This is a genomic window from Streptomyces sp. NPDC028298 (assembly GCF_055565895.1).
The window spans coordinates 1619173-1644409 of the sequence record NZ_JBVHTL010000001.1; the positions used below are offsets into that span (position 1 = coordinate 1619173).

A 25237-nucleotide genomic window follows, 5' to 3' on the forward strand; every position below is an offset into this window, starting at 1 on the left:
CGGCGGACGTCCCGGCCGCCGACCTCGCGACAGGCGCGGCCGCCGGCTGGTTCGGGTGGTCGCCCGCCCGCTTGACGACCGGTCCCCCCGCAGGCCCGGCGTTGGACCCGGCGATCGGCGCGGCCGCGGGCCGGTCGCGATCATCACCCGCCGACCCGCCGACGGGACCCTCCGCAGGTCCGGCGGACGTCCCGGCCGCCGACCTCGCGGCAGGCGGGGCCGCGGGCCCGTCCGGGTGGTCGCCCGCGCGCCCACTGGCGGGTCCTGCTGTGGACCTGGCGATGGACGGGGTCGCGGGCCCGTCCGCGGGTCCGGCAGGGGCCCCGGTCGTCGACCTGGCGGTGGCGGCAGCCGTGAAGCGGCCCATCCCCCAGACCGTGGCCCTCTCGGGGCGTCTGCCCGTCGGGCCGGGGTCGGGCCTGGCCGACTCGGCCTCCCACAGGGCGAGTTCGCGGTCGCGCGGGCCGGACGCGGTGTGCGGGTCACCGGCGCCGAAGACCCGGACCGGGTGCGAGGCGTCCCAGGCCGCCCAGCCCGGGTCGCCGTCGACCGCGAACCGCACCCACGCCCCGTGCATGGCGTCCGCCAGCTCCTGCGGAGCGCCCTCGCCCGCGAGCTTCGCCGATTCCGGGACGCCGGCGGTGTCGAAGACGAAGCCCAGTTCCAGGGCGTGACAGGCGCCGAGGCCGGGCACGTTGGACGGCCAGGCGAACTCGTAGACGTGGGCCGGGGCCCTGCCCTCCGCGGGAACGTCCGCGTCGAGGGAGGCGGTGGGCGTGCCGCTCCGCGCGTCCGCGAGGCGGTGCAGCGGGACCCGCAGGAGATGGTCGGTGATCATCTGGCCGACGAGGTCGGCGGTGCCGGCCTCGGGGCGCAGGGCACGGTAGCCGCGGGGCACCTCGTGACCGCAGTGGCAGCGGGCCATCGCACCGGCCAGGGCCACCGGGCCGAGCCGGTCGACCCGCTCCAGGAGCCCGCCCGGCACGAGCCACAGCCGGTACTCGTCCCGGGTCCAGCCGAGCAGCAGCCCGACGTCCGCGGCGGCGCCCTCGACCAGGGCCTCCATCGGGTCGCGCGGCACGAGGTCGCCGTCCACGACGATGCCGAAGGCGGGACCGCCGAGCACCGGGCTGCTGAGCCTGCCCACGTCGGCCTGGGTACGCAGGAGCAGGTCGCGGTCGACGGCGGCGAACGCCTCCGCCGTCGCGGGGATCTTCAGCCGGGTGGCCATCCTGCGCACCATGCGGCGCACCTTGTCGCGGTCGCTCGCCTCGGGCGGGCCGCTCTGGAGGACCGCCCGGTGGAACAGGCCCCGGGCGCGCGGGCTCGCGAGCAGCGCGCCGATGCTGATGGCGCCGGCGGATTCACCGAAGACCGTCACCCGGCCGGGATCCCCGCCGAACCGGGCGACGGACTCCTGGACCCATTCCAGCGCGGCGAGCTGGTCGCGCAGCCCGGGGTTGGCGGGCGCGTCCGGGAAGAGGCCGTAACCCTCCACGCCCAGGCGGTAGTTGACGGACACGAGGACCACACCGTCGCGGGCGAACGCGTGGCCGTCGTACACGGGCACGGCCGAGGAGCCGCGGGTCAGCGCTCCGCCGTGGATCCACACCATGACGGGGAGCCGGGCGGCGGGGTCCGGCGCCGGGGTCCACACGTTGAGATTGAGGCAGTCGTCGCCGGGCACGACGGGGTCGGCGAGGAGGCGGGCGAAGGCCTCGGAGTACGGCGGCTTCGGCGGCGTCGGCCCGAACGCGGCGGCGTCCCGGACGCCGTCCCAGGGCTCGGGCGGCTCGGGCGGGCGGAAGCGGCGGGCGCCGAAGGGCGGGGCGGCGTAGGGGATGCCCCGGAAGACCGCGATCCCGTTCTCGTACCGGCCGCGCACCGCTCCGTAAGGGGTGGGGACCACCGGGTCCCTGGTCTCCGCCACCGGATCCACCGTGTCCACCACCATGCTGGACCAGCTCCTCACCGTCGCGCGCCGTAGGGACCGGAGCACCACCGCGCTGTAGAGATCAGAGCACCACATCCCGTCCCGGTATTCCTGCGGAGACCCCCGCCCGGCCGTCTTGGCGGTACGACGCGGGCGGGCCGGCCGGGTCCGAGCGCGGCCCTCCCGGGCCCTCGCGGGGCCTCGCGGGGCCTCCGCCGGGTCCGGCGCCGGGTCAGGCCCCCTGTTCCGACGCCGCCGCGGCGGGCTGCCGTGCCGCCCAGAGGATGCCGCCGAGCAGGTGCCCGAGGAAGTCCGGATCCTCGTACGCCTCCGCGGCGTGGCCGAGCGCGGTGTAGAACACCCGGCCCGCGCCCTGTTCCCGGCACCACACCAGCGGGTGGTCGGCGCCCATCCCCCCGCCCTCGTAGGAGGTTTCGTCGGCGGAGGCGAGCACGCGCACCCCCTCCGCCGCGCGCGGGTTGGTCCTGAAGTCGTACCATTCGTCCGTGAACTCCCATACCGGCGGGAGCAGCCGGGTGGCGGGATGCCCGAGGTCCTCGACGAGGACCCTGCCCGGCTGGAGGTCCGGGTGCCGGTCGAAGCGGGCGCCGAGCAGCTCGCCGTAGTGGGGCCAGTCGTACTCGGTGCAGGCGGCCGCGTGCACCCCGACGAAACCGGCACCGCCGTGGACGTGGGCCGCCAGCCGGTCGCGGCCCGGCGGCGTGAGCACCTCGCCGCTCGTGGAGAGGAAGACGACGGCCGCGTACGGGTCGAGGGGGGCCTCGAGGACCGCGGGGTCCTCGGTGGCGTCGGCCTCGAAACCGTGCGCGCGGCCGAGTGCGCGCACCGCTTCGACGGCGGCCGGGATCGAGTCGTGCCGGTAGCCGGTCGTACGGGTGTACACGAGAACGCGGAAGGCCATGCACGGAGCCTAAGGGGCGCCCCGTAAGTGATCGCGCCCCTCTCCCCGGATTGGCCCTCGCCCTCTCGGCCTCCGATTCCCGGGCAAAGGAGCGGCCGTGTCCTTCAGCATGCGCCGCGCCCTGCTCCGGGCGCATGCTGGAAGGGCGGCTACGGACCTGGCTGCGGCGTCAGGACTTTGGTACACCGCCTGGGTACAGCCGCGGTACGTCAGATGGTTCTTGGTGGCCTCAGGGCACCGGCGCCGAGCGCGCCGACATGACCTCGCGCCCGAATCTTCCCCGAAGCCCAGGCTCGCCTTGATCGGGACTACGAGGAGGGCGTGATGTCGGATCAGCTGAGCGCAGCACTTTCGGGACAGGCCGCCACAGCGCTTGCCGAGGACGTCTCCCTGGCGACTCCGCTGGCTGCACCCCGTATCGCCGGTCGTGACGCTGTCGTGGCAGCTCTCGGTACGTACCAGCGGGCTCTCGCGGCGCCTGAGGCCACGGTCCGGCTCAAGGGAGACGAGGTCGAGGGGGTCGTGTTCAGCGCGAGCCCCGGCGGACGGGAGACAGAGATCGTCGCGCTGGCCCGGCGCGACACCGCGGGCCTGATCGCCACCATCGACGTCTACGGCCGGCCGTGGCCGTTCATGGCCGCTCTGCGCGAAGTGATGGCGAAGACGGACCCCGCTCTCGCGGACCCGAGCCTCGGATCCGGACCGTACGCCCCGGAGGGGCCGACACCCGCTTGGGTCGACCATCCAGCCGTCCCGCCGCTGGCGCAGGACGTCACCCTGTACTCCCCGATCCTGCGCGAAGAGCCGACGGGGAAGGCTGTCGTCGGGCAGGTCCTCAAGGCAGCGGCGCAGAGTTTCAGCGACCTCAAGGTTCGTGCCGTCCTCGGCATCGACGGCCGGCCGGGATTCGCGGTGGCGATCGACGAATACGTGGACGGCGGTCACGTTCAGCAACTGGTCGAGATCTTCACGCTCGACGATGCGGGCGAGGTCGAGGGGATCCGCATCTTCACCCGCCCATGGCTCGTGACCAGCCACTTCCGAAAGAGCATGTATGCCCTGCTCAAAGACACTCTCGGCCCCGAATTCTGGGACGAGCCCGACCCGGAAGCCCCGCTGCCCGCAGCCTGACCCGAGCCCCCTCCAGGGCCTCGGGTCAGGGGTGTCCGTTTCGTTCAAGACCGGTCGCCGGGGGCCCGCCTACGGTGGCCGTATGACTCCACGATTCGATGTGATCGGGCTGGCGGTCTCCGACATGGCCGCCTCCATCGCCTTCTACAGCCGGCTCGGACTCGTCTTTCCCGACGGCGCGGAGAACGAGCCGCATGTCGAGGCCGCCCTGCCCGGCGGACTGCGCCTCGCGCTGGACACGGAGGACACCATCCGGTCGTTCCACGCCGGGTGGCGGCCCCCGAGCGGCGGCGGCAGGGCGTCGCTCGCCTTCCGCTGCGACGACCCCGCCGAGGTCGACTCCGTGTACGAGCAGCTCGTCGGCGCGGGCCACCACGGCGAACTCAAGCCGTGGGACGCCTTCTGGGGCATGCGGTACGCCGTCGTGCACGACCCGGACGGCAACGGCGTCGACCTGTTCGCGCCGCTGCCGGACGGACCGGCGCCCGCGCCGTAGCCGGTCCCGTCAGCGGTGACCGACCAGCTCACCGAGGGTCGCTCCCGCCAACTCCCGCACGTCTCGCGCCAGATGGGCCTGGTCGGCGAACCCCGCGCGCAGCGCGGTCTCCGCGAAGGGCACACCGTCGCGGGCGAGGGCGAGTGCCCGCTGAAGGCGAAGGACCCGGGCCAGGGTCTTGGGTCCGTACCCGAAGGCGGCGAGCGAGCGGCGGTGCAACTGCCGTGCTCCGAGGCCCAGTCGGTCGGCGGTCTCGGCGACCGGGCGGCCCGCGTCCAGGGCGGCCACCACTTCCCCGAGGAGCGGGTCGGGGGGAGCGGCCTCGGCCGCCCGGAGCAGCGCGACCTCTTCGAGCGCCGCCACGGGGTCGGCCGCCGTGTCGATCCGCGCGGCGAGCCGGCGCACCTCGGCGGCGGGCCACAGGTCGGTCAACTCCACGCGTACGTCCCGGAGTTCGTGCGCGGGTACGCCCAGGTAGGCGGGCGCCGTGCCGGGGTGGAAGCGGACGCCGGCCCAGCCGCCGGGCGCCGCGTCCGGGAGGTGGGGCCGGGTGTCGGGACCGGCGACGAGCAACCGCCCCTCGGTCCACAGCAGATCCATGCACCCGTCCGGAAGCACGGCGTCCCGGGCGGTGCCGGCCCCCGCGCCCGGCGTCGGGCGCCCGGGCGTCCGCGCCCCGGCGTCCGGCGCGGGGCCCGTCGGACCGCGGCTCCAGAGCACCGCGCCCGGCAGCCGGGACGCCCGTTCCGCGTACATGCCGGCCACGTTACGCCGGGCGGGCCCGGTGCTCCTGCGGGCTGACGCCGTAGACCCGCTTGAAGGCGCTGGAGAGCGCGAAGGCGCTGCCGTAGCCGACGTGGCGGGCGATCGTCTCCAGGGTGTCGTCGCTCTCGCGGAGCCGGTCGGCGGCGGAGGCGAGACGCCAGCCGGTCAGATACGTCATCGGCGGTTCCCCGACCAGTTCGCCGAAGCGTCTGGCCAGCGCGGCGCGCGAGACACCGGTCCCGGCGGCGAGCGCGGCGACCGTCCAGGGCCGGGCCGGGTCGTCCTGGAGGAGCCGGAGCGCACGGCCCACGACCGGATCGGCGAGGGCCTGGTACCAGGCGGGCGCGGCGGCCTCGGGGCGGGAGAACCAGGCCCGCAGCGCGGTGATCATCAGCAGGTCGAGGAGCCGGTCGAGGACGACCTCCTGGCCGGGCTCGTCACGCACCATCTCCGCGGCGAGGATCGGCGTCAGCGGGCACTCCCACACGTCGGCGGGGAGCGCGAGCAGCGGCGGCAGGGCGTCGAGCAGCCGGCGGTTGACCTCGCCGCGCATCATGTACGTCCCGATCAGCAGCACCGTGGAGCCGTCGAGCCGGTCGCCCCAGCTCCGGACGCCGAGGTCCCAGTGGCCCTTCAGGGAGCGTCCGTCCGGGTAGGAGCACGCGCCGCCCGGCAGGATCACGGCCTGGGGCGGGGTGCCCGGATCGTCGGCGCAGCGGTACGGATCGGGGCCGCGCGCGATGGCGAGGTCGCCGGCCCGCAGCCGCAGTCCCTCGCCCTCGTCCGGGACGACCCAGGCGTCGCCGCGGACCACCAGCATGATCGACAGCGGGGCGCGGTCCTCGACGCGTACGCACCACGGCGGGTCGAAGCACGCGCGGATCATGAAGGCGCCCCGCGCGCGCGGCCCCTCCAGCAGGCTGGCGAGCGGGTCCCCCCGCATGAGCATGTCCGAACGTGGCGGAGCGTCCATGCGGCCAGCGTAGACGGCGGCTCCGACAGCCGTGGACGGCCGTGGACGACCGCTTATGGGGATGAGCCGTTCGCCGATGGTTCCGCGCCGGGGGCGGCAGTTGACTGGGCGCATGGCAGAGAACACGCGGAACATGACAGTGCTGGTGACAGGGGCCACCGGGCGGACCGGGAGCCGGGTCGCGCGGGCCGCGCGGGCGGCGGGCCTGACGGTCCGGGGCGCCTCGCGCGCCACGGGCTTCGACTGGGAGGACCCCTCGACATGGGCCGGGGCGCTGCGCGGCGCCGACGCGGCCTATCTGGCCCATCCCACGGACGTCGGCTCGCCGGCCGCCACGAAGGCGGTCGGGGCGCTGGCCCGGGAAGCGGTGGAGCTCGGCGCGCGGCGGCTGGTGCTCCTGTCGTCGAGGGGCGAGGACCGGGCCGCGCCGACCGAGGAGGCGCTCCGGACGTCCGGCGCGGACTGGACGATCGTACGAGCGTCGTGGTTCTCGCAGAACTTCAGCGAGGGCCCGCTGGTCGAGGGGCTGCGTCAGGGAGAGCTGGTCTTCCCTGCGGGTGAGGTGCGGGAGCCGTTCATCGACGTGCGGGACATCGCGGACGTCGTGGTGGCCGCGCTGACCGGGGGCGAGACGTACACCGGCCGGGAGCTCGCGATCACGGGGCCGCGGCTGCTGACCTTCCGGGAGGCGGTCGCGGAGATCGCGCGGGCCACGGGCGCGGAGCTGGCGTACACACCGGTGACGGCGCGGGAGTACGGCGACACGCTGGCCGGATTCGGGATGCCGGCGGAGGAGGCCGGATTCCTCGTCGACCTCTTCGAATGCCTCCTCGACGGCCGTAACGCCCACCTCTCGGACGGCGTCCGCACCGTCCTCGGCCGCGAGCCGCGGGACTTCACCGACTTCGCGCGGGAGGCCGCGGCGGCGGGGGCGTGGAAGGCCTGAGGGGGGACCACCGGCCCGTCCGGGCCCGCTTCGGACCCGCTTCGGACCCGCTCCGGACCCGCTCCGGACCCGCTCCGGACCCGCTCCGGACCCGCTCCGGACCCGCTCCGGGGTGAGCCTGGGATCGCCGGGGGCTCACTCCCCCGACGAGCGGTCCTCGCCGTTCTTCGGGGCGGGGTGGGTGTGATGGGTGTTCTTGGCGTGGGTCCGCAGGCGGGACGTCACGTCCTCCGGGGGCAGGAAGCGCGACCAGCGTTCCGGGAACTCGGAGGGCATGTCGGGATCGTCGGGATCGGCGTCGTACGAGCGGTGCGCGGCGACGCGGGCGACGTACTCGGCGGCCTGGGCCTCGCGCAGCCGTTCGTTGGCGGCACGGGCCGCCGCGGTGGCGGCGGCCGGCCAGACCCGGTCGATGGCGGCGTTGACGGCCGCGCCGACGAGGACGGCGAAGGCGGCGACGCCGATCCACAGCAGGACGGCCACCGGGGCGGCGAGCGAGCCGTAGATGGTGGGGCCCTCGATGGTGTTCGTCAGGTAGATGCGCAGCAGGAAACTGCCGAAGACCCACATGGCGAGGGCGACCAGGGCGCCCGGCACGTCCTCGACCCAGGGCGAACGCACGGGCACGGACACGTGGTAGAGCGTCGTCAGGAAGGCGACCGACAGGACGATGACGACCGGCCAGTACAGGATCTGGACGACGGTCGTCGACCACGGCACGACGTTCACCACGGCGTCCGGGCCCGCCACCATCAGCGGGAGCGCCACGGAGCCGATCAGCAGGGCCACGATGAACAGCAGGAAGGACATCATCCGGGTCTTCACGATGCCCCGGGTGCCGTCGAGTCCGTACATCACCGTGATGGTGTCGACGAAGACGTTCACCGCGCGCGAGCCCGACCACAGGGCGAACAGGAATCCGAGGGAGATGATGTCGGGCCGGCCGCCCTTCATCACGTCGTGCAGGATCGGCTCGGCGATCTGGTGGACGCCCTTCTGGGTCAGCACCGTGCGGGAGGCGTCCAGGATGTTGGACTCCAGGCTGGCGATGGTGTCGGCGCCGGTCCACGCGTCCACGTATCCGAGCAGCCCGATCATGCTGAGCAGCAGCGGGGGCACGGACAGCAGGGTGAAGAAGGCGGCCTCGGCCGCCAGTCCGAGGATCCGGTACTCCATGCACGAGTTGACGGTGTCCTTGAGCAGCAGCCAGGCGGTCCTGCGCTTGGAGACGTTCCGGTAGAGCGCGCGAGCGCGGTGGAAGCGGCCCGAGCGAGGCCGTTCGCTTGTTTCTTTTGCCTGGTGCACGTCCTTACGGTAGCGGTATGGCAGCCAGCACCCACACCGTGACCAACCAGGCTCCGCCCCTGGTCGGATATGACGTATTCGCCGCCGACCGGGCCCTCGGCGAGGCGGTCGGCCGGCATCTCGATCCGGAGCTCCTCCAGCAGGCGCGCGAGGAGTTGTCGGCGCTCGGCCGGGCGACGGGTTCCGCCCAGGTCCAGGAGTGGGGTGCGCTGGCCAACGAGAACCCGCCGAGGCTGCGCAGCCACGACCGCTACGGCAACCGGATCGACGAGGTCGAGTTCCACCCGTCCTGGCACCGCCTCCTGGGCAAGGGTGTGTCGGCGGGGCTGACGTCGGCGTGGACCCGGCCCGGCGGACACGTCAGGCGCGCGGCGGGCTTCGTGGTCTGGACGCAGGCCGAGGCGGGCAACGGCTGCCCGCTGTCGATGACCCACGCGGCCGTGCCGGCGCTGCGCACCGATCCGGCGCTCGCCGCGGAGTGGGTGCCACGGCTGACGTCCGCGGTGTACGACCAGGAACTGCGTCCCGCGTCCCGGAAGGCCGGCGTGCTCTTCGGTATGGGCATGACCGAGAAGCAGGGTGGCAGCGACGTCCGCGCCAACACCACGGAGGCGCTGCCGCTCGCCGAGGACGGGACGTACGCGCTGACCGGGCACAAGTGGTTCTGCTCGGCGCCGATGTCGGACGGCTTCCTCGTGCTGGCGCAGGCTCCCGGCGGGCTGACCTGTTTCCTGGTGCCGCGGGTGCTGGAGGACGGCACCCGCAACGTCTTCCGCATCCAGCGGCTCAAGGACAAGCTCGGCAACCGGTCCAACGCGTCGAGCGAGGTCGAGTTCGACGGGACGTGGGCACGCCGGGTGGGCGACGAGGGGCGCGGGGTGCGCACGATCATCGGGATGGTCGCGGCGACCCGGCTGGACTGTGTGCTCGGTTCGGCCGCGCTGATGCGGCAGGCGGTCGCGCAGGCGATCCACCACTGCACCTACCGCGAGGCGTTCGGCGGCCGGCTCGTCGACAAACCGCTGATGCGCAACGTCCTCGCCGACATGGCGCTGGAGTCGGAGGCGGCGACGACCCTGGCGATGCGGCTCGCTGCGGCGTACGACGACGGGAGCGAGCAGGAGCGGGCCTTCCTGCGCCTCGCAGTGCCCGCCGCCAAGTACTGGGTGACCAAGCGGTGTACGCCGGTCGCGGTGGAGGCGCTGGAGTGCCTGGGCGGCAACGGCTACGTCGAGGAGTCGGGCATGCCCCGTCTGTTGCGGGAGTCGCCGCTCAACTCCGTCTGGGAGGGCGCGGGCAATGTGCAGGCGCTGGACGTCCTGCGCGCCCTGCAGCGGGAGCCGGGCGCCCTGGACGCGTATCTGCGGGAGGTGGGCCGGGCCCGGGGCGCCGACCACCGGCTCGACGGGGCCATCAAGAACATGCTGACCGAACTGGCCGACCTGGACGGCATCGAGGCCCGTGCCCGCCGGCTGGTCGAGCGGATCGCGCTGGTGCTCCAGGGCTCGCTGCTCGTCCGGTACGCGCCGCCGGAGGTCGCCGACGCGTTCTGCGCCTCGCGCCTGGGCGGTGACTGGGGCACGGGGTTCGGGACGCTGCCGCACAGTCTGGATCTGGCCACCGTGGTGGAGCGCGCCCGGCCGGTGGACTGACGCGGGCGCTGACGCGGGGGTGGTGCTGCGCCGACACGGCACCACCCCCGCCGCTCGCCCCGTTCAGGAGCTCGGACACCGCACGGGCGGCATCGCTGTCAGTTTCGAGGAACCTTGTGACCGTTGGCGAGAGTTGCAGACCGTTGCATTCCTTTGTGCACCTTGTGCGAAGGCCCTCCAAACCCGGCCGAGAGCAGGCACGATGTGGGATGACGGCGGTGTCACGGCCCGTACGAGGTCCTGGTTTCGGGAGTGCTCTGTGAAGACCACATCGTTCAACCCAGCCCGTCTCGCACCGTCCGACGCGTCCGAGACGGCGGGACACCTCCAGGAGACCTGGGCGGCGTCGGTCAAGGGCGAGCGGGGCACGTTCACCCCGCGCCCGTTGATCGGCCGGTCCTGGCAAAGAGCGAAACGTTTCGGCGTCAATCCCGAACAGGGAACGGACAGCATCCTGCTGCATCCGGAGGAACTCGAACACCGGCGGACGTCCACCGCGCTCGCCGATGTGATGCCGACCCTGCACGGCGGCCTCGGGACGGTCGCCGACGCCTCCCAGCAGATCATGGTGGTCACCGACCCCGAGGGCCGGGTGCTGTGGCGCGAGGGGAACACGAGCGTGCTGCGCCGGGCCGACACCATCTGCCTGGAGGAAGGCGCCGCGTGGAGCGAGGACACCACCGGCACCAACGCCATCGGAACCGCCCTGTCGGCGGACGCCCCCGTCCAGGTGCACTCGGCCGAGCACTTCGTACGCACCCTGCACGACTGGACCTGCGCCGCCGCGCCCGTCCACGACCCGCGCGACGGACGGCTCCTCGGGATCATCGACGTGAGCGGCCCGGACAGCACGTTTCATCCCGCCACCCTCGCGCTCGTCGACACGGTGTCCAGACTGGCCGAAAGCGAACTGCGCACCGCGCATCTGGCCGCCATCGAGCGGCTGCGCGCGGTGGCCGCGCCCCTGCTGTGCCGGCTCGACGGCCCCGCGCTCGTGGTGGACACCCACGGCTGGCTCGCCGCGGTCACCGGGATGCCGCCCGTGGACCGGGTCCCGCTGCCCGACTCCTTCGGCGCGGGCCACGTCTGGCTGCCCTCCCTCGGAATGTGCGCCGTCGAGCCGATGCCCGGCGGCTGGCTGCTGCGCGTCACCGGTGCCGGCGACCTCGGGAGCGCCGGGCGGGTGGTCCTCGACCTCGGCGAGCCCCGGCGCCCGCACATCACCGTCTCGGGCACGGCGGGCAGTTGGGCCCAGGACCTGAGCCCCCGCCACGCGGAACTCCTCTACGTCCTCGCCGTGCACCGGCAGGGACGCAGCGCCGCCCAGCTCGCGGTCGACCTGTTCGGTGATCCCACCCGCACGGTCACGGTCCGCGCCGAACTGTCCCGCGTACGCCGCCGGCTCATCGGGCTCCTCGACCACCGGCCCTACCGCTTCCGCGAGGAGGTGGAGGTCGAGGTCCTGCTGCCGGACGACCCCCGGGACCTGCTGCCGCACTCGACCGCGCCCGCGGTGCTCGGAGCCCGCGCGACGGCCGGACCGGCGCCGTCATGAGCGCGAGGAGGGGTGAACCGAGCGTATTTCAGGGGCGTCTTCCGCGGTCTTTGTCCTGGCCGGGGGGTCACTGCCGTAGCATCCCCTCCACGGGCCACCCCACGCGTCTCTCCGTCAACGCCCTCGGCGGGGGAGGCAGTTGGCCTATCCGGGAGGACGTATGAAGCAGCGCGGCAGGCACCGTCGTCGAAGAAGGGGACAGGCGCTGCGCGCCACCCTTGCCGGAACCGCGCTCGCGCTCACCGCGGCCGCCACCCTGATCAGCACCTCGCAGGCCACCGGCGCCAACAGTCCGGGCGCCCTGAGCCCGCTCCGCACCGGCTCCGCCTCACAGGTCCGCCTCCACGAGAACCTCACCTCCCGGGAATCACTCGACACGCTCAGCGGCACCATGGGCGGCAACGTGGGCGTCGACGGAGTCCTGCGCGACGCCGACCACACGATGCGCAACACCGCCGACTGCACGGCCGACGAGCGGGCCGCGCTCCCCGTGGATCCGACGGCCACCCGCGCGTACTGCTGGGACGACGCCGACGCGCGGTCCGCGCAGTGGCAGCCCCGCTCCCTGACCACCTCCGGTGACGCCGACGACGACGGCGCGTGGGGCACCCACCAGGTGATCCTGGCCGGCTGGACCCACCGCGACGGCCGGGCGGCCGCACCGGACCGGGACGAGGGCCTGGCCCGCATCGCCGTCGTCGACGCGACGGACCCGGACGCCCTCCGCTACCGCTGGGTCCTGCTGGTCGCCCCGCGGGCCGGCGGCAAGGACTTCACCGCGGTCCGCACCGGCCTCGGCGGCATGGTCTGGTACGAGGACAAGCTGATCGTCACCGCGGACCACGGCGACGGTCTGCTCGTCTTCGACCTGCACCGGCTGCTGCGCGCCGACGTGGACAGCGGTGCCGTGGGCCGGGTGGGCCACGGCTACTCGGCCGCCGGCTACCGCTACGTACTCCCCGCGATCGGCTCGTACGACCTGGAGGGCGGCTCGTGCCGGCGCGACCGCGACCACGCGGTCCCCTGTATCGGCTCGCTCTCCCTGGACCGTACGACCGCTCCCGACAGCCTGGTCGCGACGGAGGCGGCGGCCGACCGCCCCGAGCGCACCCGGGTCTGGCGGTACGCGTTCAGCACCGCCGCCTACCGCACCGGACTGCTCGCCGACGCCCAGGGCCATGTGAACGCGGCCGAGGCGTGGACGACCAAGGGTTCCGGGATCTCCGGCGCCCTCGCGCACCGGTCCCGGTGGTACGTGGGACGGCCGTCCGACGACGGCGCCGGGCACGCGTCCCTGTGGCGCCAGAGCGGGGACGGCGCCGACGCGGCCACGTGCACCGCGGACCAGTCGCACGCCTGCTGGGGCCTGGGCACCGGGTCGCTCTCCTACTGGCAGCGGACCGGCGAGCTGTGGAGCCTGTCCGACACGGCGAAGCGACGGGTGCTCTACGCGGTGCCGCTGTCGTCGGTGGACGGCTCGCTCGACTAGCGGACCGCACCGGGACCGGCGAGGAGCGGTCGGTTCGTGGACGCCTTTGGAGCAGCGACCGACTCCGTGATTCCCTGGCGGTCATGAGCGACATCACCGTGACCACCTGGTCCCTGGAGCAGACGGCCCCGGCCGACCTGCTCCCCTCGAGCGCGCCGGACGGGGATCTGCGGATCGTCCGCGCCGAGGTCCCCTCGCCCGAGTTCAGCCGCTTCCTGTACGCCTCGGTGGGCGGGGACATCCTGTGGACGGACCGGCTCGCGTGGACGTACGCGCGGTGGCGGGAGGTCCTCGACAGGCCGGGCACGGAGACCTGGGTCGCCTACGACCGGGGTACCCCGGCGGGTTACGTGGAGCTCGCGGCCCAGGACGACGGGGTCGTGGAGATCGTCTACTTCGGACTCGTCCCCGCCTTCCGCGGCCGCCGGATCGGGGGCCACCTCCTGTCGTACGGGGCCGCGCGCGCCTGGGACCTGGCCGAGCGCTGGCCCGGACTCGCCGAGACCAAGCGCGTCTGGCTGCACACGTGCAGCAAGGACGGCGAGCACGCGATGGACAACTACCTGCGCCGCGGCTTCCGGCTCTTCGACACCAAGGTCGAGCAGGAGGCCGAGGCCCTCACACCGGGTCCGTGGCCCGGCGCGTACCCCGTCTGACCCGCTTTGTGCCGTGGTGCCCCCGGCTTCGGCCCCTCCTCGCCGTACCCGTGGAGGGCCGATCGTGTGATCGACAACACCCTTGTCTCGACATTCGGGACAAGGGTGTCCACATTTTGGATGACGGTGGACTGCCCCGAGATCCCCGTGACACGCTTCCGTCATGTCTGGAACTGGAATTGCCTTGGTGAGTCGGCGGCACGTCGACCTCGGCCGCATGTCCAGCGCCATCTGTCCGGCGAGCTGACCAGCCCAGCAGCGCCGACCCCCCTCTTTTTGCGACCCTTGCGCAGTGCTGCGCCCATTCTTCCGTATGCACCCGTGTGCGCAGGTCAGAGCCGCAGATCAGACCTGCCCCGCAGTCTCGAAGGACGAAACAACCATGGCCGCCACCCCGCAGGATCCAGCCGTCGCGCCCCGCCGCAAGGTGAGCCGTCACCGCGGTGAGGGCCAGTGGGCCGTAGGTCACTTCACCCCGCTCAACGGCAACGAGCAGTTCAAGAAGGACGACGACGGTCTCAATGTGCGGACACGCATTGAGACGATCTACTCGAAGCGGGGATTCGACTCGATCGACCCCAACGACCTGCGCGGCCGGATGCGCTGGTGGGGTCTCTACACCCAGCGCAAGCCCGGGATCGACGGCGGCAAGACCGCGATCCTGGAGCCGGAGGAGCTGGACGACGAGTTCTTCATGCTGCGTGTGCGGATCGACGGTGGCCGGCTGACCACCGAACAGCTCCGGGTCATCGGCGAGATCTCGCAGGAGTTCGCGCGCGGCACGGCCGACCTCACGGACCGCCAGAACGTGCAGTACCACTGGATCCGCATCGAGGACGTCCCGGAGATCTGGGAGCGCCTGGAGGCCGTCGGCCTGTCCACGACCGAGGCCTGCGGTGACACGCCCCGCGTCATCCTCGGCTCGCCCGTCGCCGGCATCGCCGAGGACGAGATCATCGACGGCACCCCGGCCGTCGAGGAGATCCAGCGCCGGATCATCGGCAACAAGGACTTCTCCAACCTGCCCCGCAAGTTCAAGTCCGCGATCTCCGGCTCGCCGCTGCTCGACGTGGCGCACGAGATCAACGACATCGCCTTCGTCGGTGTGAACCACCCGGAGCACGGCCCCGGCTTCGACCTGTGGGTCGGCGGCGGCCTGTCCACCAACCCGAAGATCGGCCAGCGCCTCGGCGCCTGGGTCCCGCTCGACGAGGTCGCGGACGTCTACGAGGGTGTCATCTCGATCTTCCGCGACTACGGCTACCGCCGGCTGCGCAACCGCGCCCGGCTGAAGTTCCTGGTCGCCGACTGGGGCGTGGAGAAGTTCCGCCAGGTCCTGGAGGACGAGTACCTGGAGCGCAAGCTCGTCGACGGCCCCGCTCCCGAGCAGCCCGTCGCCCGCTGGCGCGACCACGTCGGCGTGCACCGGCAGCAGGACGGCCGCTATTACGTCGGCTTCGCCCCGCGGGTCGGCCGCATCGACGGCGCCACCCTGACGAAGATCGCCGAACTGGCCGAGGCGCACGGCTCGGGCCGGGTGCGCACCACAGTCGAGCAGAAGATGATCGTCCTCGACGTGGAGCAGGAGCGGATCGACTCGCTCGTCGAGGGGCTGGAGGCGCTGGACCTCACCGCCCGGCCGTCCTCGTTCCGGCGCGGCACGATGGCCTGCACCGGCATCGAGTACTGCAAGCTCGCGATCGTCGAGACCAAGGCGCGCGGGGCCTCGCTGATCGACGAACTCGAGCGCCGCATCCCCGAGTTCGACGAGCCCATCACCATCAACATCAACGGCTGCCCCAACGCCTGCGCCCGGATCCAGGTCGCGGACATCGGTCTCAAGGGCCAGCTCGTCCTGAACGACGCGGGCGAGCAGGTCGAGGGGTTCCAGGTGCACCTGGGCGGAGCGCTCGGCCTGGAGGCCGGGTTCGGCCGCAAGGTCCGCGGCCTGAAGGTCACCTCGGACGAACTGCCGGACTACATCGAGCGTGTCCTCAAGCGTTTCCAGGCGGAGCGCGAGGACGGCGAGCGCTTCGCCGTCTGGGCCGCGCGTGCCTCCGAGGAGGCGCTGTCGTGAGCGAGCGTGCCGCGCCGTTCTACTGCCCCTACTGCGGAGACGAAGACCTGCGACCCAGCGAACAGGGCCACGGCGCGTGGGAGTGCGCGGCGTGCAACCGAGCCTTCCAGCTCAAGTTCCTGGGACTGCTGTCCCGGGGCGTCCAGTCGGAAGAGCGTGGAGGGGCGGAGATATGACGGTCATTCAGCAAGAGCGCACGGACGACGACTTGAAGGCCCTGGCCGAGCAGGCCGGGCGCGACCTGGAGGACGCCTCGGCCCTGGAGATCCTGCGCTGGGCCGCGGACACCTTCGGCGCGAGGTTCTGCGTGACCTCGTCCATGGAGGACGCGGTGGTCGCTCATCTCGCCTCGCGTGCCCGGCCGGGTGTGGACGTGGTGTTCCTCGACACCGGCTACCACTTCCCGGAGACGATCGGCACGCGGGACGCGGTCGAGGCGGTGATGGACGTGAACGTCATCACCCTGACCCCGCGTCAGAGCGTCGCCGAGCAGGACGCCGAGTACGGGCCGCGCCTGCACGACCGCGACCCGGACCTGTGCTGCAAGCTCCGCAAGGTCCAGCCGCTGGAGGAGGGCCTGACGGACTACCAGGCCTGGGCGACCGGCCTGCGCCGCGACGAGTCCCCCACCCGGGCGAACACCCCGGTCGTCGGCTGGGACGAGAAGCGCCGCAAGGTGAAGGTCTCGCCGATCGCCCGCTGGACGCAGGACGACGTGGACGCCTACGTCGCCGAACACGGCGTACTGACCAACCCGTTGCTCATGGACGGGTACGCCTCCGTCGGCTGCGCCCCCTGCACCCGCCGGGTGCTGGAGGGCGAGGACGCCCGCGCCGGCCGCTGGGCGGGCCGCGCGAAGACCGAGTGCGGACTGCACGGATGACGACGACCACGACGAACACCGCGCCCGGCGCGGACCGGACGATTTCTCAGGAGCGGGAAGTGACGAGCGGAGCCACCGTCTGGCTCACGGGTCTGCCGAGTGCCGGCAAGACCACCATCGCCTACGAGCTGGCCGGCCGGCTGCGCGAGGAGGGCCACCGCGTCGAGGTGCTCGACGGCGACGAGATCCGCGAGTTCATCTCGGCGGGCCTCGGCTTCAGCCGCGAGGACCGGCACACCAACGTGCAGCGCATCGGCTTCCTCGCCGAACTGCTCGCCCGCAACGGCGTCAAGGCGCTCGTCCCCGTCATCGCGCCCTACGCGGACAGCCGTGAGGCGGTGCGCGGGCGTCACGACGAGAACGGCACGACGTACCTGGAGGTGCACGTGGCGACCCCGGTCGAGGTGTGCTCCGTACGCGATGTGAAGGGTCTGTACGCCAAGCAGGCCGCGGGGGAACTGACGGGGCTCACCGGGGTCGACGACCCCTACGAGGCGCCCAAGTCGCCCGACCTGCGCATCGAGTCGCACACCCAGACCGTGCAGGAGTCCGCCGCCGCGCTGCACGCGCTGCTCACCGAGAGGGGTCTCGCATGACGACCGTCGCCAGTGTCTCCGAGGAGACCGAGAGCAGCCCGTACGCGCTGTCGCACCTGGACGCGCTGGAGTCGGAGGCCGTGCACATCTTCCGTGAGGTGGCGGGTGAGTTCGAGCGGCCGGTGATCCTGTTCTCCGGTGGCAAGGACTCGATCGTGATGCTGCATCTGGCGTTGAAGGCGTTCGCGCCGGCGGCGGTGCCCTTCACGCTGCTGCACGTGGACACCGGGCACAACTTCCCCGAGGTCCTGGACTACCGGGACCGTACGGTGGCCCGGCACGGGCTGCGGCTGCACGTGGCCTCGGTGCAGGACTACATCGACCGCGGTGTGCTGCGCGAGCGTCCGGACGGCACCCGCAACCCGCTCCAGACGCTTCCGCTGACGGAGAAGATCCAGTCGGAGCGCTTCGACGCGGTGTTCGGCGGCGGACGCCGTGACGAGGAGAAGGCCCGGGCCAAGGAGCGGGTGTTCTCGCTGCGCGACGAGTTCTCGCAGTGGGACCCGCGCCGTCAGCGCCCGGAGCTGTGGAACCTGTACAACGGCCGGCACGCTCCCGGTGAGCACGTGCGGGTGTTCCCGCTGTCCAACTGGACCGAGCTGGACGTGTGGCAGTACATCGCCCGCGAGGGCATCGAACTGCCCGAGATCTACTTCGCCCACGAACGCGAGGTCTTCCAGCGGTCGAACATGTGGCTGACCGCCGGCGAGTGGGGCGGTCCGAAGGACGGCGAGACCGTCGAGAAGCGGCTCGTCCGCTACCGCACGGTGGGTGACATGTCCTGCACCGGCGCCGTCGACTCCGACGCGACCACGCTGGACGCCGTCATCACCGAGATCGCCGCGTCCCGGCTCACCGAGCGCGGCGCGACCCGCGCCGACGACAAGATGTCCGAGGCCGCGATGGAAGACCGCAAGCGCGAGGGGTACTTCTAGACATGACCAGCACCACCGAACCCACCGAGCACCTGTCGGTCGAGCAGCTCTCGGCGACCACCCTGCTGCGCTTCGCGACCGCGGGCTCTGTCGACGACGGCAAGTCCACCCTGGTCGGACGGCTGCTGCACGACTCGAAGTCGATCCTGACCGACCAGTTGGAGGCCGTCGAGCACGCCTCCCGCAACCGCGGCCAGGACACCCCCGACCTCGCGCTGCTCACCGACGGCCTGCGGGCCGAGCGCGAGCAGGGCATCACCATCGACGTCGCCTACCGCTACTTCGCCACCGCCCGGCGCCGCTTCATCCTCGCCGACACCCCCGGCCATGTGCAGTACACCCGCAACATGGTCACCGGCGCCTCCACCGCCGACCTCGCCGTCGTCCTCGTCGACGCCCGCAACGGCGTCATCGAGCAGACCCGCCGCCACGCCGCCGTCGCCGCCCTGCTGCGCGTTCCGCACGTGGTCCTCGCCGTCAACAAGATGGACCTCGTCGGCTACCAGGAGTCCGTGTTCGCCGCGATCGCCGAGGAGTTCACCGCGTACGCCTCCGAGCTGGGCGTCCCCGAGATCACCGCGATCCCGATCTCGGCGCTCGCCGGTGACAACGTGGTGGAACCCTCCGCGAACATGGACTGGTACGGCGGCCCCACCGTCCTGGAACACCTGGAGACCGTGCCGGTCACCCACGACCTGGCGCACTGCCACGCCCGGCTACCCGTCCAGTACGTGATCCGCCCCCAGACCGCCGAACACCCCGACTACCGCGGCTACGCCGGCCAGATCGCCGCCGGCACCTTCCGCGTCGGCGAACAGGTGACCGTGCTGCCCTCCGGACGGACGACGACGATCTCCGGCATCGACCTGCTCGGCAAGCCGGTCGACGCGGCCTGGACGACCCAGTCGGTGACCGTCCTGCTCACCGACGACATCGACGTCTCCCGCGGCGACCTGCTCGTGCCGAGCAAGGACGCCCCCGCCACCACCCAGGACGTCGAGGCCACCGTCTGCCACGTCGCCGACGCACCCCTCACCGTCGGCCACCGCGTGCTCCTCAAGCACGGCACCCGCACGGTCAAGGCCATCGTCAAGGACATCCCCTCCCGCCTCACCCTCGACGACCTCTCGCTGCACCCGCACCCGGGCCGGCTGGTCGCCAACGACATCGGCCGCGTCAAGATCCGCACCGCCGAACCCCTCCCCGTCGACTCCTACGCCGACTCCCGCCGCACCGGCGCCTTCATCCTGATCGACCCCGCCGACGGCACCACGCTGACCGCGGGCATGGTCGGCGAGTCCTTCGCCGCGCCTCAGCCGGTCAAGGACGAGTCCGACGACGACGGCTGGGACTTCTGACATGAACCCCATCGACATCTACGCGACGTTCGCGAAGGAGGGCGGCCGCGTCGGCAGCGGCGCCCTCGGCAGCGGGCAGGGCGGAGTGGCGCGATGTGCGCGATGACGTACGCGCACCGCTTGCGCGCCCTGTCCCCCCACCCGACGTCCCGGTTACGACGAAGACCTGCCGACCTCCCGGCCACGACCTGAGAAAGGCGTGACCGCCGGGCCACCGAGAGGAACACCTCCCGTGTCTGCCATCCGCTCCACGCGCACCAAGCTGCTCGGCCGCGGTATAGCCCTCGTCACCGCTCTGCCCCTCCTCGCCCTCGCCGCGTGCAGCTACGGCTCCGACGCGAAGGACGACAACGCCGCGGCCAAGGTCGCCGCCGGTTCGAAGAAGATCGACGGACTCGACTCCGTGAAGATCGGCTACTTCGGCAACCTGACGCACGCCACCGCGCTGGTCGGCAACCAGAAGGGCATCTTCCAGAAGGAGCTCGGCGCCACCCAGGCGAAGTACCAGATCTTCAACGCCGGGCCCTCCGAGATCGAGGCGCTCAACTCGGGCTCCATCGACATCGGCTGGATCGGCCCGTCGCCGTCCATCAACGGCTTCACCAAGTCCGAGGGCAAGAGCCTCAGGATCATCGGCGGTTCGGCCTCGGGCGGCGTCAAGCTCGTGGTGAACCCCAAGAAGATCAAGTCCCTGAAGGACGTCAAGGGCAAGAAGATCGCGACGCCGCAGCTCGGCAACACGCAGGACGTCGCGTTCCTCAACTGGGCCGCGGAGCAGGGCTGGAAGGTCGACGCCCAGAGCGGCAAGGGTGACGTGTCGGTCGTCCGCACCGACAACAAGATCACCCCCGACGCCTACAAGTCCGGCTCCATCGACGGCGCCTGGGTGCCGGAGCCGACCGCGTCCAAGCTGGTCGCCGAGGGCGGCAAGGTGCTGCTCGACGAGTCGGACCTGTGGCCCGACAAGAAGTTCGTGATCACGAACATCATCGTGTCGCAGAAGTTCCTCAAGGAGCACCCGAAGGTCGTCGAGGCGGTCCTGAAGGGCTCCGTCGAGACCAACAAGTGGATCAACGCCAACCCGGACGAGGCGAAGGCCGCGGCGAACAAGCAGCTCGAGGCCGACTCGGGCAAGGCGCTGCCGGCCGACGTCCTGGACCCGGCCTGGAAGTCCATCCAGATCACCAACGACCCGCTGGCCTCCACCCTCAGCACCGAGGCGGACCACGCGGTCAAGGCCGGTCTCCTGGACAAGCCGAACCTGACCGGCATCTACGACCTGACGCTCCTGAACAAGGTCCTCGCCGCCGCGGGTGAGAGCAAGGTCGACGACGCCGGTCTCGGCGTCAAGTAAGTCCGGATCCCGATGAGTTCCCAGGAGGTGACGACCATGGCAACGACGCTCGCCAAGGCCGCCGACGGCGCCGACACGACGGAGTACGCCGCCCGCATCGAGCACGTCTCGAAGTCCTTCGCCGGACCCGCGGGTCCCCAGCTCGTCCTCGACGACATCACCCTCGATGTCGCGCCGGGTGAGTTCGTCACCCTCCTGGGGGCCTCGGGGTGCGGCAAGTCCACACTGCTGAACCTGGTCGCGGGGCTGGACAAGCCCTCGGCCGGCACCATCACGACCAACGGGCGTCCGGCCCTGATGTTCCAGGAGCACGCCCTCTTCCCGTGGCTGACCGCGGGCAAGAACATCGAACTCGCCCTGCGCCTGCGGGGGGTTCCGAAGGCCGAACGGCGTGAGCGGGCCGAGGAACTGCTCGAACTCGTCCGGCTGAAGGGCGCGTACGGCAAGCGGGTGCACGAGCTGTCCGGCGGTATGCGCCAGCGCGTGGCGCTCGCCCGGGCACTCGCCCAGGACAGCCAGATCCTGCTGATGGACGAGCCGTTCGCGGCGCTCGACGCGATCACGCGGGACGTCCTGCACGACGAACTCACGCGGATCTGGCGGGAGACGGGCCTGTCCGTCCTCTTCGTCACGCACAACGTCCGCGAGGCCGTGCGGCTCGCCCAGCGCGTGGTCCTGCTGTCCTCCCGTCCGGGGCGCGTCGCCCGCGAATGGACGGTGGACATCCCGCAGCCGCGCCGCATCGAGGACGCGCCCGTGGCGGAACTGTCCATCGAGATCACCGAACAACTGCGTGGGGAGATCCGCCGCCATGGCCAGCACTGAGACGAAGTCCGACGCGGCCGCCAAGCACGACGACGGCCTGGGCGGGCTGGAGGCGGGCCTCGACGCGCTGGAGTCCTCCGTCGCCGGCCGCCGCTCCTTCGGCACGACGTTCCGGCAGAAGGTGCTGCCGCCGCTGATCGCGTTCGTGATCGTTCTGGCGGCCTGGCAGGCACTGATCACCTTCAAGATCGTCGACGACCCGACCAAGCTGCCCTCGCCCTCCGACGTCTGGGGCGAGGTCGAGAACGCCTGGCTCCAGGGCACGCTGCTCGACTACATCTGGACCAGCGTCTCGCGCGGTCTGCTCGGCTTCCTGTTCGCCCTGGTGATCGGGACCCCGCTGGGACTGATCGTGGCCCGGGTGAAGTTCGTGCGCGCGGCGATCGGCCCGATCCTGTCGGGTCTGCAGTCCCTGCCCTCGGTGGCCTGGGTGCCGCCGGCCGTGATCTGGCTGGGCCTGAACAACTCGATGATGTACGCGGTGATCCTGCTCGGCGCGGTGCCCTCCATCGCCAACGGGCTGGTGTCGGGCGTGGACCAGGTGCCCCCGCTGTTCCTGCGGGCGGGCCGGACGATGGGCGCGACGGGTCTGCGCGGGACCTGGCACATCGTGATGCCGGCCGCGCTGCCCGGCTATCTGGCCGGTCTGAAGCAGGGCTGGGCGTTCTCCTGGCGCTCCCTGATGGCCGCGGAGATCATCGCCTCCTCCCCCGACCTCGGCGTGGGCCTCGGCCAACTGCTGGAGAACGGCCGCAACGCCAGCTCCATGTCGATGGTCTTCCTCGCCATCTTCCTCATCCTGTTCGTCGGCATCGCCATCGACCTGATCGTCTTCAGCCCGGTGGAGCGGTGGGTGCTGCGCAGCCGCGGACTCCTGGTGAAGGGCTGACCCCGTCATGAACAGGCCCGAGCGTCCCGTCCTCGTCGTCATCGCCCACGGCAGCCGCGATCCGCGGCACGCCGCGACGGTGCACGCCCTGGTGCGGAAGGTGCGCGCCCAGCGCCCGGGCCTGCGCGTGGAGACCGCCTTCCTCGACTTCAACATCCCCTCCGTACCGGGGGTGCTGAACTCCCTGGCGGCCGAGGGTGTGCGCGACGTGGTGGCGCTGCCGCTGCTGCTGACCCGCGCCTTCCACGCCAAGTCGGACATCCCGGCGGTGCTGCGCCAGGCGCCGTCGCGGCTGCGGATCCGGCTGGCGGAGGTGCTGGGCCCGTCCCCGCTGCTGACGGCCGCGCTCGAACGCCGGCTGCACGAGGCGGGGCTGTCGCCCGCCGACAGGTCCCGGACCGGGGTCGTCCTGGCCTCGGCGGGATCCACCGACCCGGAGGCGATCGCGGTGATCGCAGCAATCGCGCGGGAGTGGCGGCACACCGGTTGGTGCGCCGTGCGGCCCGCGTTCGCCTCCGCATCCCTTCCCCGCACCGAGGACGCCGTGCGTGAGCTGCGCGACCTCGGCTGCGAGCGTGTCGCCGTCGCACCGTACGTCCTCGCGCCCGGCTTCCTGCCGGACCGCATCGCCCGGGGCGCCGCCGGGGCGGACGTGCTGGCCGACGTGCTCGGTCCCGCGCCCGAGGTCGCGCGGGTCCTGCTGGAGCGCTACGACGAGGCGCGGACGCCGTCGCTGGCCGCGGTCGGCGCCTGACCTCCGCCCGGCATTCTTCCGGCGTTCAGTCGAAGGAGAGTCCTCCGGTGCGGGTCCGCTTGAGCTCGAAGAAGTCGGGGTGGGCGGCGAGGACGCGGAAGCTGTCGAAGAGCTCGACGGCCTTCTCACCGCGGGGGACGGCCCGGAGCACGGGGCCGAACCACACCGTGCCGTCGACGTGGAGGGTGGGAGTTCCCACATAGGCGCCGGTGTCCGCCTCGGTCCCGGCGTCGTGGCTGCGGCGCACCGCCTCGTCGTACGAGGGGTCGTGGGCGGCGTCGGCGAGGGCGGCCGGGAGTCCGAGCTCGGCGAGGGCCTCGGCGGTCACCGCGTCGAAGTCCTTCATGCCGCGCTCGTGGATGCGGGTGCCGAGGGCGGTGTAGAGGTCGCGGAGCACCTTCTCGCCGTGCCGCTCGGCCGCGGCCACCGCCACGCGCACCGGGCCGATCGACCTGTCCACCAGGTCCCGGTACCAGTCGGGCAGTTCGTTGCCGATGTTGTGCAGGTAGAGGCTCATGGCGTGGAAGCGGAGGTCGAGCGGGCGGCTGCGTTCGACCTCCAGGATCCAGCGTGAGGTGATCCAGGCGAAGGGGCAGGCGGGGTCGAACCAGAAGTCGACCCGGGTGGGCGATGTGGTCGTCATACCGTCGAGGCTAGTCACCCGGTGGCATGGAATCCCGGCCCAATTCCGCACGGGAATCATGGGCCACTTTTCGAGCTCAGCTCGTCTCGTGGACGAACGCCTCGGTCTCGCCCGGGCTGTACGGGGTGCCCTGGTGGAAGTAGAGGAGCCAGTCGTCACCGAACAGCCGCCACAGCGAACTCCGGTGTGCCCGGCGGCCGTTGTTGTCGGTGTCGAAGGTCAGGTGGACCAGGTCGGAGGCGAGCTGCACCCCTTTCACCCGTGAGGTCGTGGTGCGGCTGCCGTCCTCCGTCCCGGCGGCCAGCAGCGCGACGATCGAGTCGCGGTCCCAGATGCGGCCGGACGCGCCGAACTCGTAGAAGTCGGGATGCAGCAGCGCGGCGACGAGGTCGGCCGAGCGGCGGACCTCCGGGTCGAGCAGGCGCAGTTCGCCCTCGATGGCGGCCTCGACGGCGGGATTGCGCTCAAGCACCGGTCAGCTCCTCCAGTTTGACGACGGTGTTCCAGTTCCGCGTGGTGGCGAGGAGGCCCTTGAGCAGTCGGGGCTTCGCCAGGGCCTCCGCCAGCTTGGAGCGGCCGAGGCCGTCGGGCGCGTAGAGGTACAGGACCCGGTCGCCGAGGCGGAACTCCTCGGGGAGGAATCCCGCGGGCTCGACGGAGGCGAAGCGCTCGGCGTCGACGGGGTGCGAGAAGTAGGTGACGTGGAGCTGCTTGGCCTCCAGCTCGGCGGCCGGGAACGGGCAGGCCTCCCTGACGGCCCGCAGATAGGCGTGCTCGCGCACGAGGACGCCGACACCGAAGCCGAAGTGCTTCTCGATGGCCCCGGACAGCTCCTCGGCGAGGGATTCCTCGTCCCCGCCGGCGCTGCTGAACACGGCGTTCCCGCTCTGGAGATAGGTGCGGACGTCGCCGTACCCGAGTCCTTCCATCAGGGTGCGCAGCTCGGCCATCGGCACCTTCTTCGCGCCGCCCACGTTGATGCCGCGCAACAGCGCCGCGTACGTCGTCGTCATCCGCCCACCATAGGCCGGGCGCCACGCCCCTCGGGGTGGGCGCGACGGCCCGGCCCCGCGAGACCGCCCGCCGGCCGCGAGAAAGCG

Annotated in this window: 25 protein-coding genes and 1 pseudogene; 18 read left to right on the forward strand and 8 right to left on the reverse strand. The window is 72.1% G+C overall.

What is annotated here, in order from left to right:
- Positions 1-403: 403 nt before the first annotated feature.
- Together ACZ4TO_RS07055 and ACZ4TO_RS07060 are read right to left on the reverse strand one after the other, a co-directional pair.
- Positions 404-1954 (reverse strand): annotated as a pseudogene (locus ACZ4TO_RS07055) (carboxylesterase/lipase family protein); the annotation flags it as partial.
- A gap of 211 nt (positions 1955-2165) precedes the next feature.
- Positions 2166-2855: a ThuA domain-containing protein gene (locus ACZ4TO_RS07060; protein WP_468023637.1), complete on the reverse strand. Its 690-nt coding sequence runs from the start codon at positions 2853-2855 to the stop codon at positions 2166-2168.
- 324 nt (positions 2856-3179) lie between these two features.
- Between ACZ4TO_RS07060 and ACZ4TO_RS07065 the strand changes: the two genes are divergently transcribed.
- Positions 3180-3986 (forward strand): hypothetical protein, encoded by an 807-nt coding sequence (locus ACZ4TO_RS07065; protein ID WP_468023638.1) that lies wholly within the window; start codon positions 3180-3182, stop codon positions 3984-3986.
- Positions 3987-4068: 82 nt separating this feature from the next.
- Positions 4069-4482 (forward strand): VOC family protein, encoded by a 414-nt coding sequence (locus ACZ4TO_RS07070; RefSeq protein ID WP_468023639.1) that lies wholly within the window; start codon positions 4069-4071, stop codon positions 4480-4482.
- Positions 4483-4491: 9 nt separating this feature from the next.
- Here the strand turns inward: ACZ4TO_RS07070 and ACZ4TO_RS07075 are convergent, their stop codons facing one another.
- Both ACZ4TO_RS07075 and ACZ4TO_RS07080 read right to left on the reverse strand, forming a co-directional pair.
- Positions 4492-5238 (reverse strand): helix-turn-helix domain-containing protein, encoded by a 747-nt coding sequence (locus ACZ4TO_RS07075; RefSeq protein ID WP_468023640.1) that lies wholly within the window; start codon positions 5236-5238, stop codon positions 4492-4494.
- Positions 5239-5248: 10 nt separating this feature from the next.
- Positions 5249-6190: an AraC family transcriptional regulator gene (locus tag ACZ4TO_RS07080; protein WP_468023801.1), complete on the reverse strand. Its 942-nt coding sequence runs from the start codon at positions 6188-6190 to the stop codon at positions 5249-5251.
- 142 nt (positions 6191-6332) lie between these two features.
- On the opposite strand from ACZ4TO_RS07080, the gene ACZ4TO_RS07085 reads away from it, so the two are divergent.
- The gene (locus tag ACZ4TO_RS07085) at positions 6333-7166 is read left to right on the forward strand and encodes an NmrA family NAD(P)-binding protein (protein WP_468023641.1); all 834 of its coding nucleotides are present in this window, start codon (positions 6333-6335) and stop codon (positions 7164-7166) included.
- A 135-nt stretch (positions 7167-7301) separates the two neighbouring features.
- On the opposite strand, the gene ACZ4TO_RS07090 is transcribed toward ACZ4TO_RS07085, so the two are convergent.
- Positions 7302-8471, reverse strand: coding sequence for a YihY/virulence factor BrkB family protein (locus ACZ4TO_RS07090; RefSeq protein ID WP_382788533.1), 1170 nt, complete (start codon positions 8469-8471; stop codon positions 7302-7304).
- A gap of 17 nt (positions 8472-8488) precedes the next feature.
- Between ACZ4TO_RS07090 and ACZ4TO_RS07095 the strand changes: the two genes are divergently transcribed.
- The 15 genes from ACZ4TO_RS07095 (at position 8489) to ACZ4TO_RS07165 (ending at position 23494) form a co-directional block, all read left to right on the forward strand.
- The gene (locus ACZ4TO_RS07095; protein WP_382788535.1) at positions 8489-10123 is read left to right on the forward strand and encodes an acyl-CoA dehydrogenase family protein; all 1635 of its coding nucleotides are present in this window, start codon (positions 8489-8491) and stop codon (positions 10121-10123) included.
- Between the two features lie 259 nt (positions 10124-10382).
- The gene (locus ACZ4TO_RS07100; RefSeq protein WP_382788537.1) at positions 10383-11678 is read left to right on the forward strand and encodes a GAF domain-containing protein; all 1296 of its coding nucleotides are present in this window, start codon (positions 10383-10385) and stop codon (positions 11676-11678) included.
- Between the two features lie 160 nt (positions 11679-11838).
- On the forward strand, positions 11839-13167 hold the full coding sequence (locus tag ACZ4TO_RS07105; RefSeq protein ID WP_382788539.1) for a hypothetical protein: 1329 nt from the start codon (positions 11839-11841) through the stop codon (positions 13165-13167).
- An 83-nt stretch (positions 13168-13250) separates the two neighbouring features.
- Positions 13251-13823 carry a GNAT family N-acetyltransferase gene (locus tag ACZ4TO_RS07110; protein WP_382788541.1) on the forward strand — a complete coding sequence of 191 codons (573 nt, stop codon included), beginning with the start codon at positions 13251-13253 and terminating at the stop codon, positions 13821-13823.
- A gap of 163 nt (positions 13824-13986) precedes the next feature.
- A complete protein-coding gene (locus tag ACZ4TO_RS07115) occupies positions 13987-14070 on the forward strand; it encodes a putative leader peptide (RefSeq protein ID WP_309486338.1) in 84 nt (27 codons plus the stop codon).
- Positions 14071-14205: 135 nt separating this feature from the next.
- The gene (locus ACZ4TO_RS07120) at positions 14206-15900 is read left to right on the forward strand and encodes a nitrite/sulfite reductase (protein ID WP_382788543.1); all 1695 of its coding nucleotides are present in this window, start codon (positions 14206-14208) and stop codon (positions 15898-15900) included.
- Positions 15897-16076, forward strand: a complete 180-nt coding sequence (locus ACZ4TO_RS07125) for a hypothetical protein (protein WP_468023642.1) — start codon at positions 15897-15899, stop codon at positions 16074-16076. The genes ACZ4TO_RS07120 and ACZ4TO_RS07125 overlap by 4 nt, the downstream gene beginning before the upstream one ends.
- Positions 16073-16783, forward strand: a complete 711-nt coding sequence (locus ACZ4TO_RS07130; protein ID WP_468023643.1) for a phosphoadenylyl-sulfate reductase — start codon at positions 16073-16075, stop codon at positions 16781-16783. Before ACZ4TO_RS07125 ends, ACZ4TO_RS07130 begins: the two co-directional genes overlap by 4 nt.
- Entirely contained in the window at positions 16780-17379 is a 600-nt protein-coding gene (gene cysC, locus ACZ4TO_RS07135; protein WP_382788549.1) for an adenylyl-sulfate kinase, read from the forward strand. Before ACZ4TO_RS07130 ends, cysC begins: the two co-directional genes overlap by 4 nt.
- The gene (cysD, locus tag ACZ4TO_RS07140; RefSeq protein ID WP_468023644.1) at positions 17376-18314 is read left to right on the forward strand and encodes a sulfate adenylyltransferase subunit CysD; all 939 of its coding nucleotides are present in this window, start codon (positions 17376-17378) and stop codon (positions 18312-18314) included. The genes cysC and cysD overlap by 4 nt, the downstream gene beginning before the upstream one ends.
- A gap of 2 nt (positions 18315-18316) precedes the next feature.
- Positions 18317-19672, forward strand: a complete 1356-nt coding sequence (locus ACZ4TO_RS07145) for a sulfate adenylyltransferase subunit 1 (protein WP_382788553.1) — start codon at positions 18317-18319, stop codon at positions 19670-19672.
- Between the two features lie 232 nt (positions 19673-19904).
- Positions 19905-21026, forward strand: coding sequence for an aliphatic sulfonate ABC transporter substrate-binding protein (locus tag ACZ4TO_RS07150; protein WP_382788555.1), 1122 nt, complete (start codon positions 19905-19907; stop codon positions 21024-21026).
- Positions 21027-21062: 36 nt separating this feature from the next.
- Positions 21063-21851 (forward strand): ABC transporter ATP-binding protein, encoded by a 789-nt coding sequence (locus tag ACZ4TO_RS07155; protein WP_382788557.1) that lies wholly within the window; start codon positions 21063-21065, stop codon positions 21849-21851.
- Positions 21838-22740, forward strand: coding sequence for an ABC transporter permease (locus tag ACZ4TO_RS07160; RefSeq protein ID WP_382788559.1), 903 nt, complete (start codon positions 21838-21840; stop codon positions 22738-22740). The genes ACZ4TO_RS07155 and ACZ4TO_RS07160 overlap by 14 nt, the downstream gene beginning before the upstream one ends.
- Positions 22741-22747: 7 nt before the next feature.
- A complete protein-coding gene (locus ACZ4TO_RS07165; protein WP_385041026.1) occupies positions 22748-23494 on the forward strand; it encodes a sirohydrochlorin chelatase in 747 nt (248 codons plus the stop codon).
- 25 nt (positions 23495-23519) lie between these two features.
- Here the strand turns inward: ACZ4TO_RS07165 and ACZ4TO_RS07170 are convergent, their stop codons facing one another.
- From ACZ4TO_RS07170 to ACZ4TO_RS07180, 3 genes are all read right to left on the reverse strand, one after another.
- A complete protein-coding gene (locus ACZ4TO_RS07170) occupies positions 23520-24137 on the reverse strand; it encodes a mycothiol-dependent nitroreductase Rv2466c family protein (RefSeq protein ID WP_385041022.1) in 618 nt (205 codons plus the stop codon).
- A gap of 76 nt (positions 24138-24213) precedes the next feature.
- A complete protein-coding gene (locus tag ACZ4TO_RS07175; RefSeq protein ID WP_468023645.1) occupies positions 24214-24609 on the reverse strand; it encodes a nuclear transport factor 2 family protein in 396 nt (131 codons plus the stop codon).
- The gene (locus tag ACZ4TO_RS07180; RefSeq protein ID WP_382788567.1) at positions 24602-25150 is read right to left on the reverse strand and encodes a DUF1697 domain-containing protein; all 549 of its coding nucleotides are present in this window, start codon (positions 25148-25150) and stop codon (positions 24602-24604) included. The genes ACZ4TO_RS07175 and ACZ4TO_RS07180 overlap by 8 nt, the downstream gene beginning before the upstream one ends.
- Between the last annotated feature and the right edge of the window lie 87 nt (positions 25151-25237).

Coding starts and splice junctions, on each gene's coding strand:
- ACZ4TO_RS07060 (WP_468023637.1), bottom strand. CDS start 2,855: ATGGCCTTCCGCGTTCTCGTGTACACCCGTACGACCGGCTACCGGCAC.
- ACZ4TO_RS07065 (WP_468023638.1), top strand. CDS start 3,180: ATGTCGGATCAGCTGAGCGCAGCACTTTCGGGACAGGCCGCCACAGCG.
- ACZ4TO_RS07070 (WP_468023639.1), top strand. CDS start 4,069: ATGACTCCACGATTCGATGTGATCGGGCTGGCGGTCTCCGACATGGCC.
- ACZ4TO_RS07075 (WP_468023640.1), bottom strand. CDS start 5,238: ATGTACGCGGAACGGGCGTCCCGGCTGCCGGGCGCGGTGCTCTGGAGC.
- ACZ4TO_RS07080 (WP_468023801.1), bottom strand. CDS start 6,190: ATGCGGGGGGACCCGCTCGCCAGCCTGCTGGAGGGGCCGCGCGCGCGG.
- ACZ4TO_RS07085 (WP_468023641.1), top strand. CDS start 6,333: ATGGCAGAGAACACGCGGAACATGACAGTGCTGGTGACAGGGGCCACC.
- ACZ4TO_RS07095 (WP_382788535.1), top strand. CDS start 8,489: ATGGCAGCCAGCACCCACACCGTGACCAACCAGGCTCCGCCCCTGGTC.
- ACZ4TO_RS07105 (WP_382788539.1), top strand. CDS start 11,839: ATGAAGCAGCGCGGCAGGCACCGTCGTCGAAGAAGGGGACAGGCGCTG.
- ACZ4TO_RS07110 (WP_382788541.1), top strand. CDS start 13,251: ATGAGCGACATCACCGTGACCACCTGGTCCCTGGAGCAGACGGCCCCG.
- ACZ4TO_RS07115 (WP_309486338.1), top strand. CDS start 13,987: ATGTCTGGAACTGGAATTGCCTTGGTGAGTCGGCGGCACGTCGACCTC.
- ACZ4TO_RS07120 (WP_382788543.1), top strand. CDS start 14,206: ATGGCCGCCACCCCGCAGGATCCAGCCGTCGCGCCCCGCCGCAAGGTG.
- ACZ4TO_RS07130 (WP_468023643.1), top strand. CDS start 16,073: ATGACGGTCATTCAGCAAGAGCGCACGGACGACGACTTGAAGGCCCTG.
- cysC (WP_382788549.1), top strand. CDS start 16,780: ATGACGACGACCACGACGAACACCGCGCCCGGCGCGGACCGGACGATT.
- cysD (WP_468023644.1), top strand. CDS start 17,376: ATGACGACCGTCGCCAGTGTCTCCGAGGAGACCGAGAGCAGCCCGTAC.
- ACZ4TO_RS07145 (WP_382788553.1), top strand. CDS start 18,317: ATGACCAGCACCACCGAACCCACCGAGCACCTGTCGGTCGAGCAGCTC.
- ACZ4TO_RS07155 (WP_382788557.1), top strand. CDS start 21,063: ATGGCAACGACGCTCGCCAAGGCCGCCGACGGCGCCGACACGACGGAG.
- ACZ4TO_RS07160 (WP_382788559.1), top strand. CDS start 21,838: ATGGCCAGCACTGAGACGAAGTCCGACGCGGCCGCCAAGCACGACGAC.
- ACZ4TO_RS07165 (WP_385041026.1), top strand. CDS start 22,748: ATGAACAGGCCCGAGCGTCCCGTCCTCGTCGTCATCGCCCACGGCAGC.
- ACZ4TO_RS07170 (WP_385041022.1), bottom strand. CDS start 24,137: ATGACGACCACATCGCCCACCCGGGTCGACTTCTGGTTCGACCCCGCC.
- ACZ4TO_RS07180 (WP_382788567.1), bottom strand. CDS start 25,150: ATGACGACGACGTACGCGGCGCTGTTGCGCGGCATCAACGTGGGCGGC.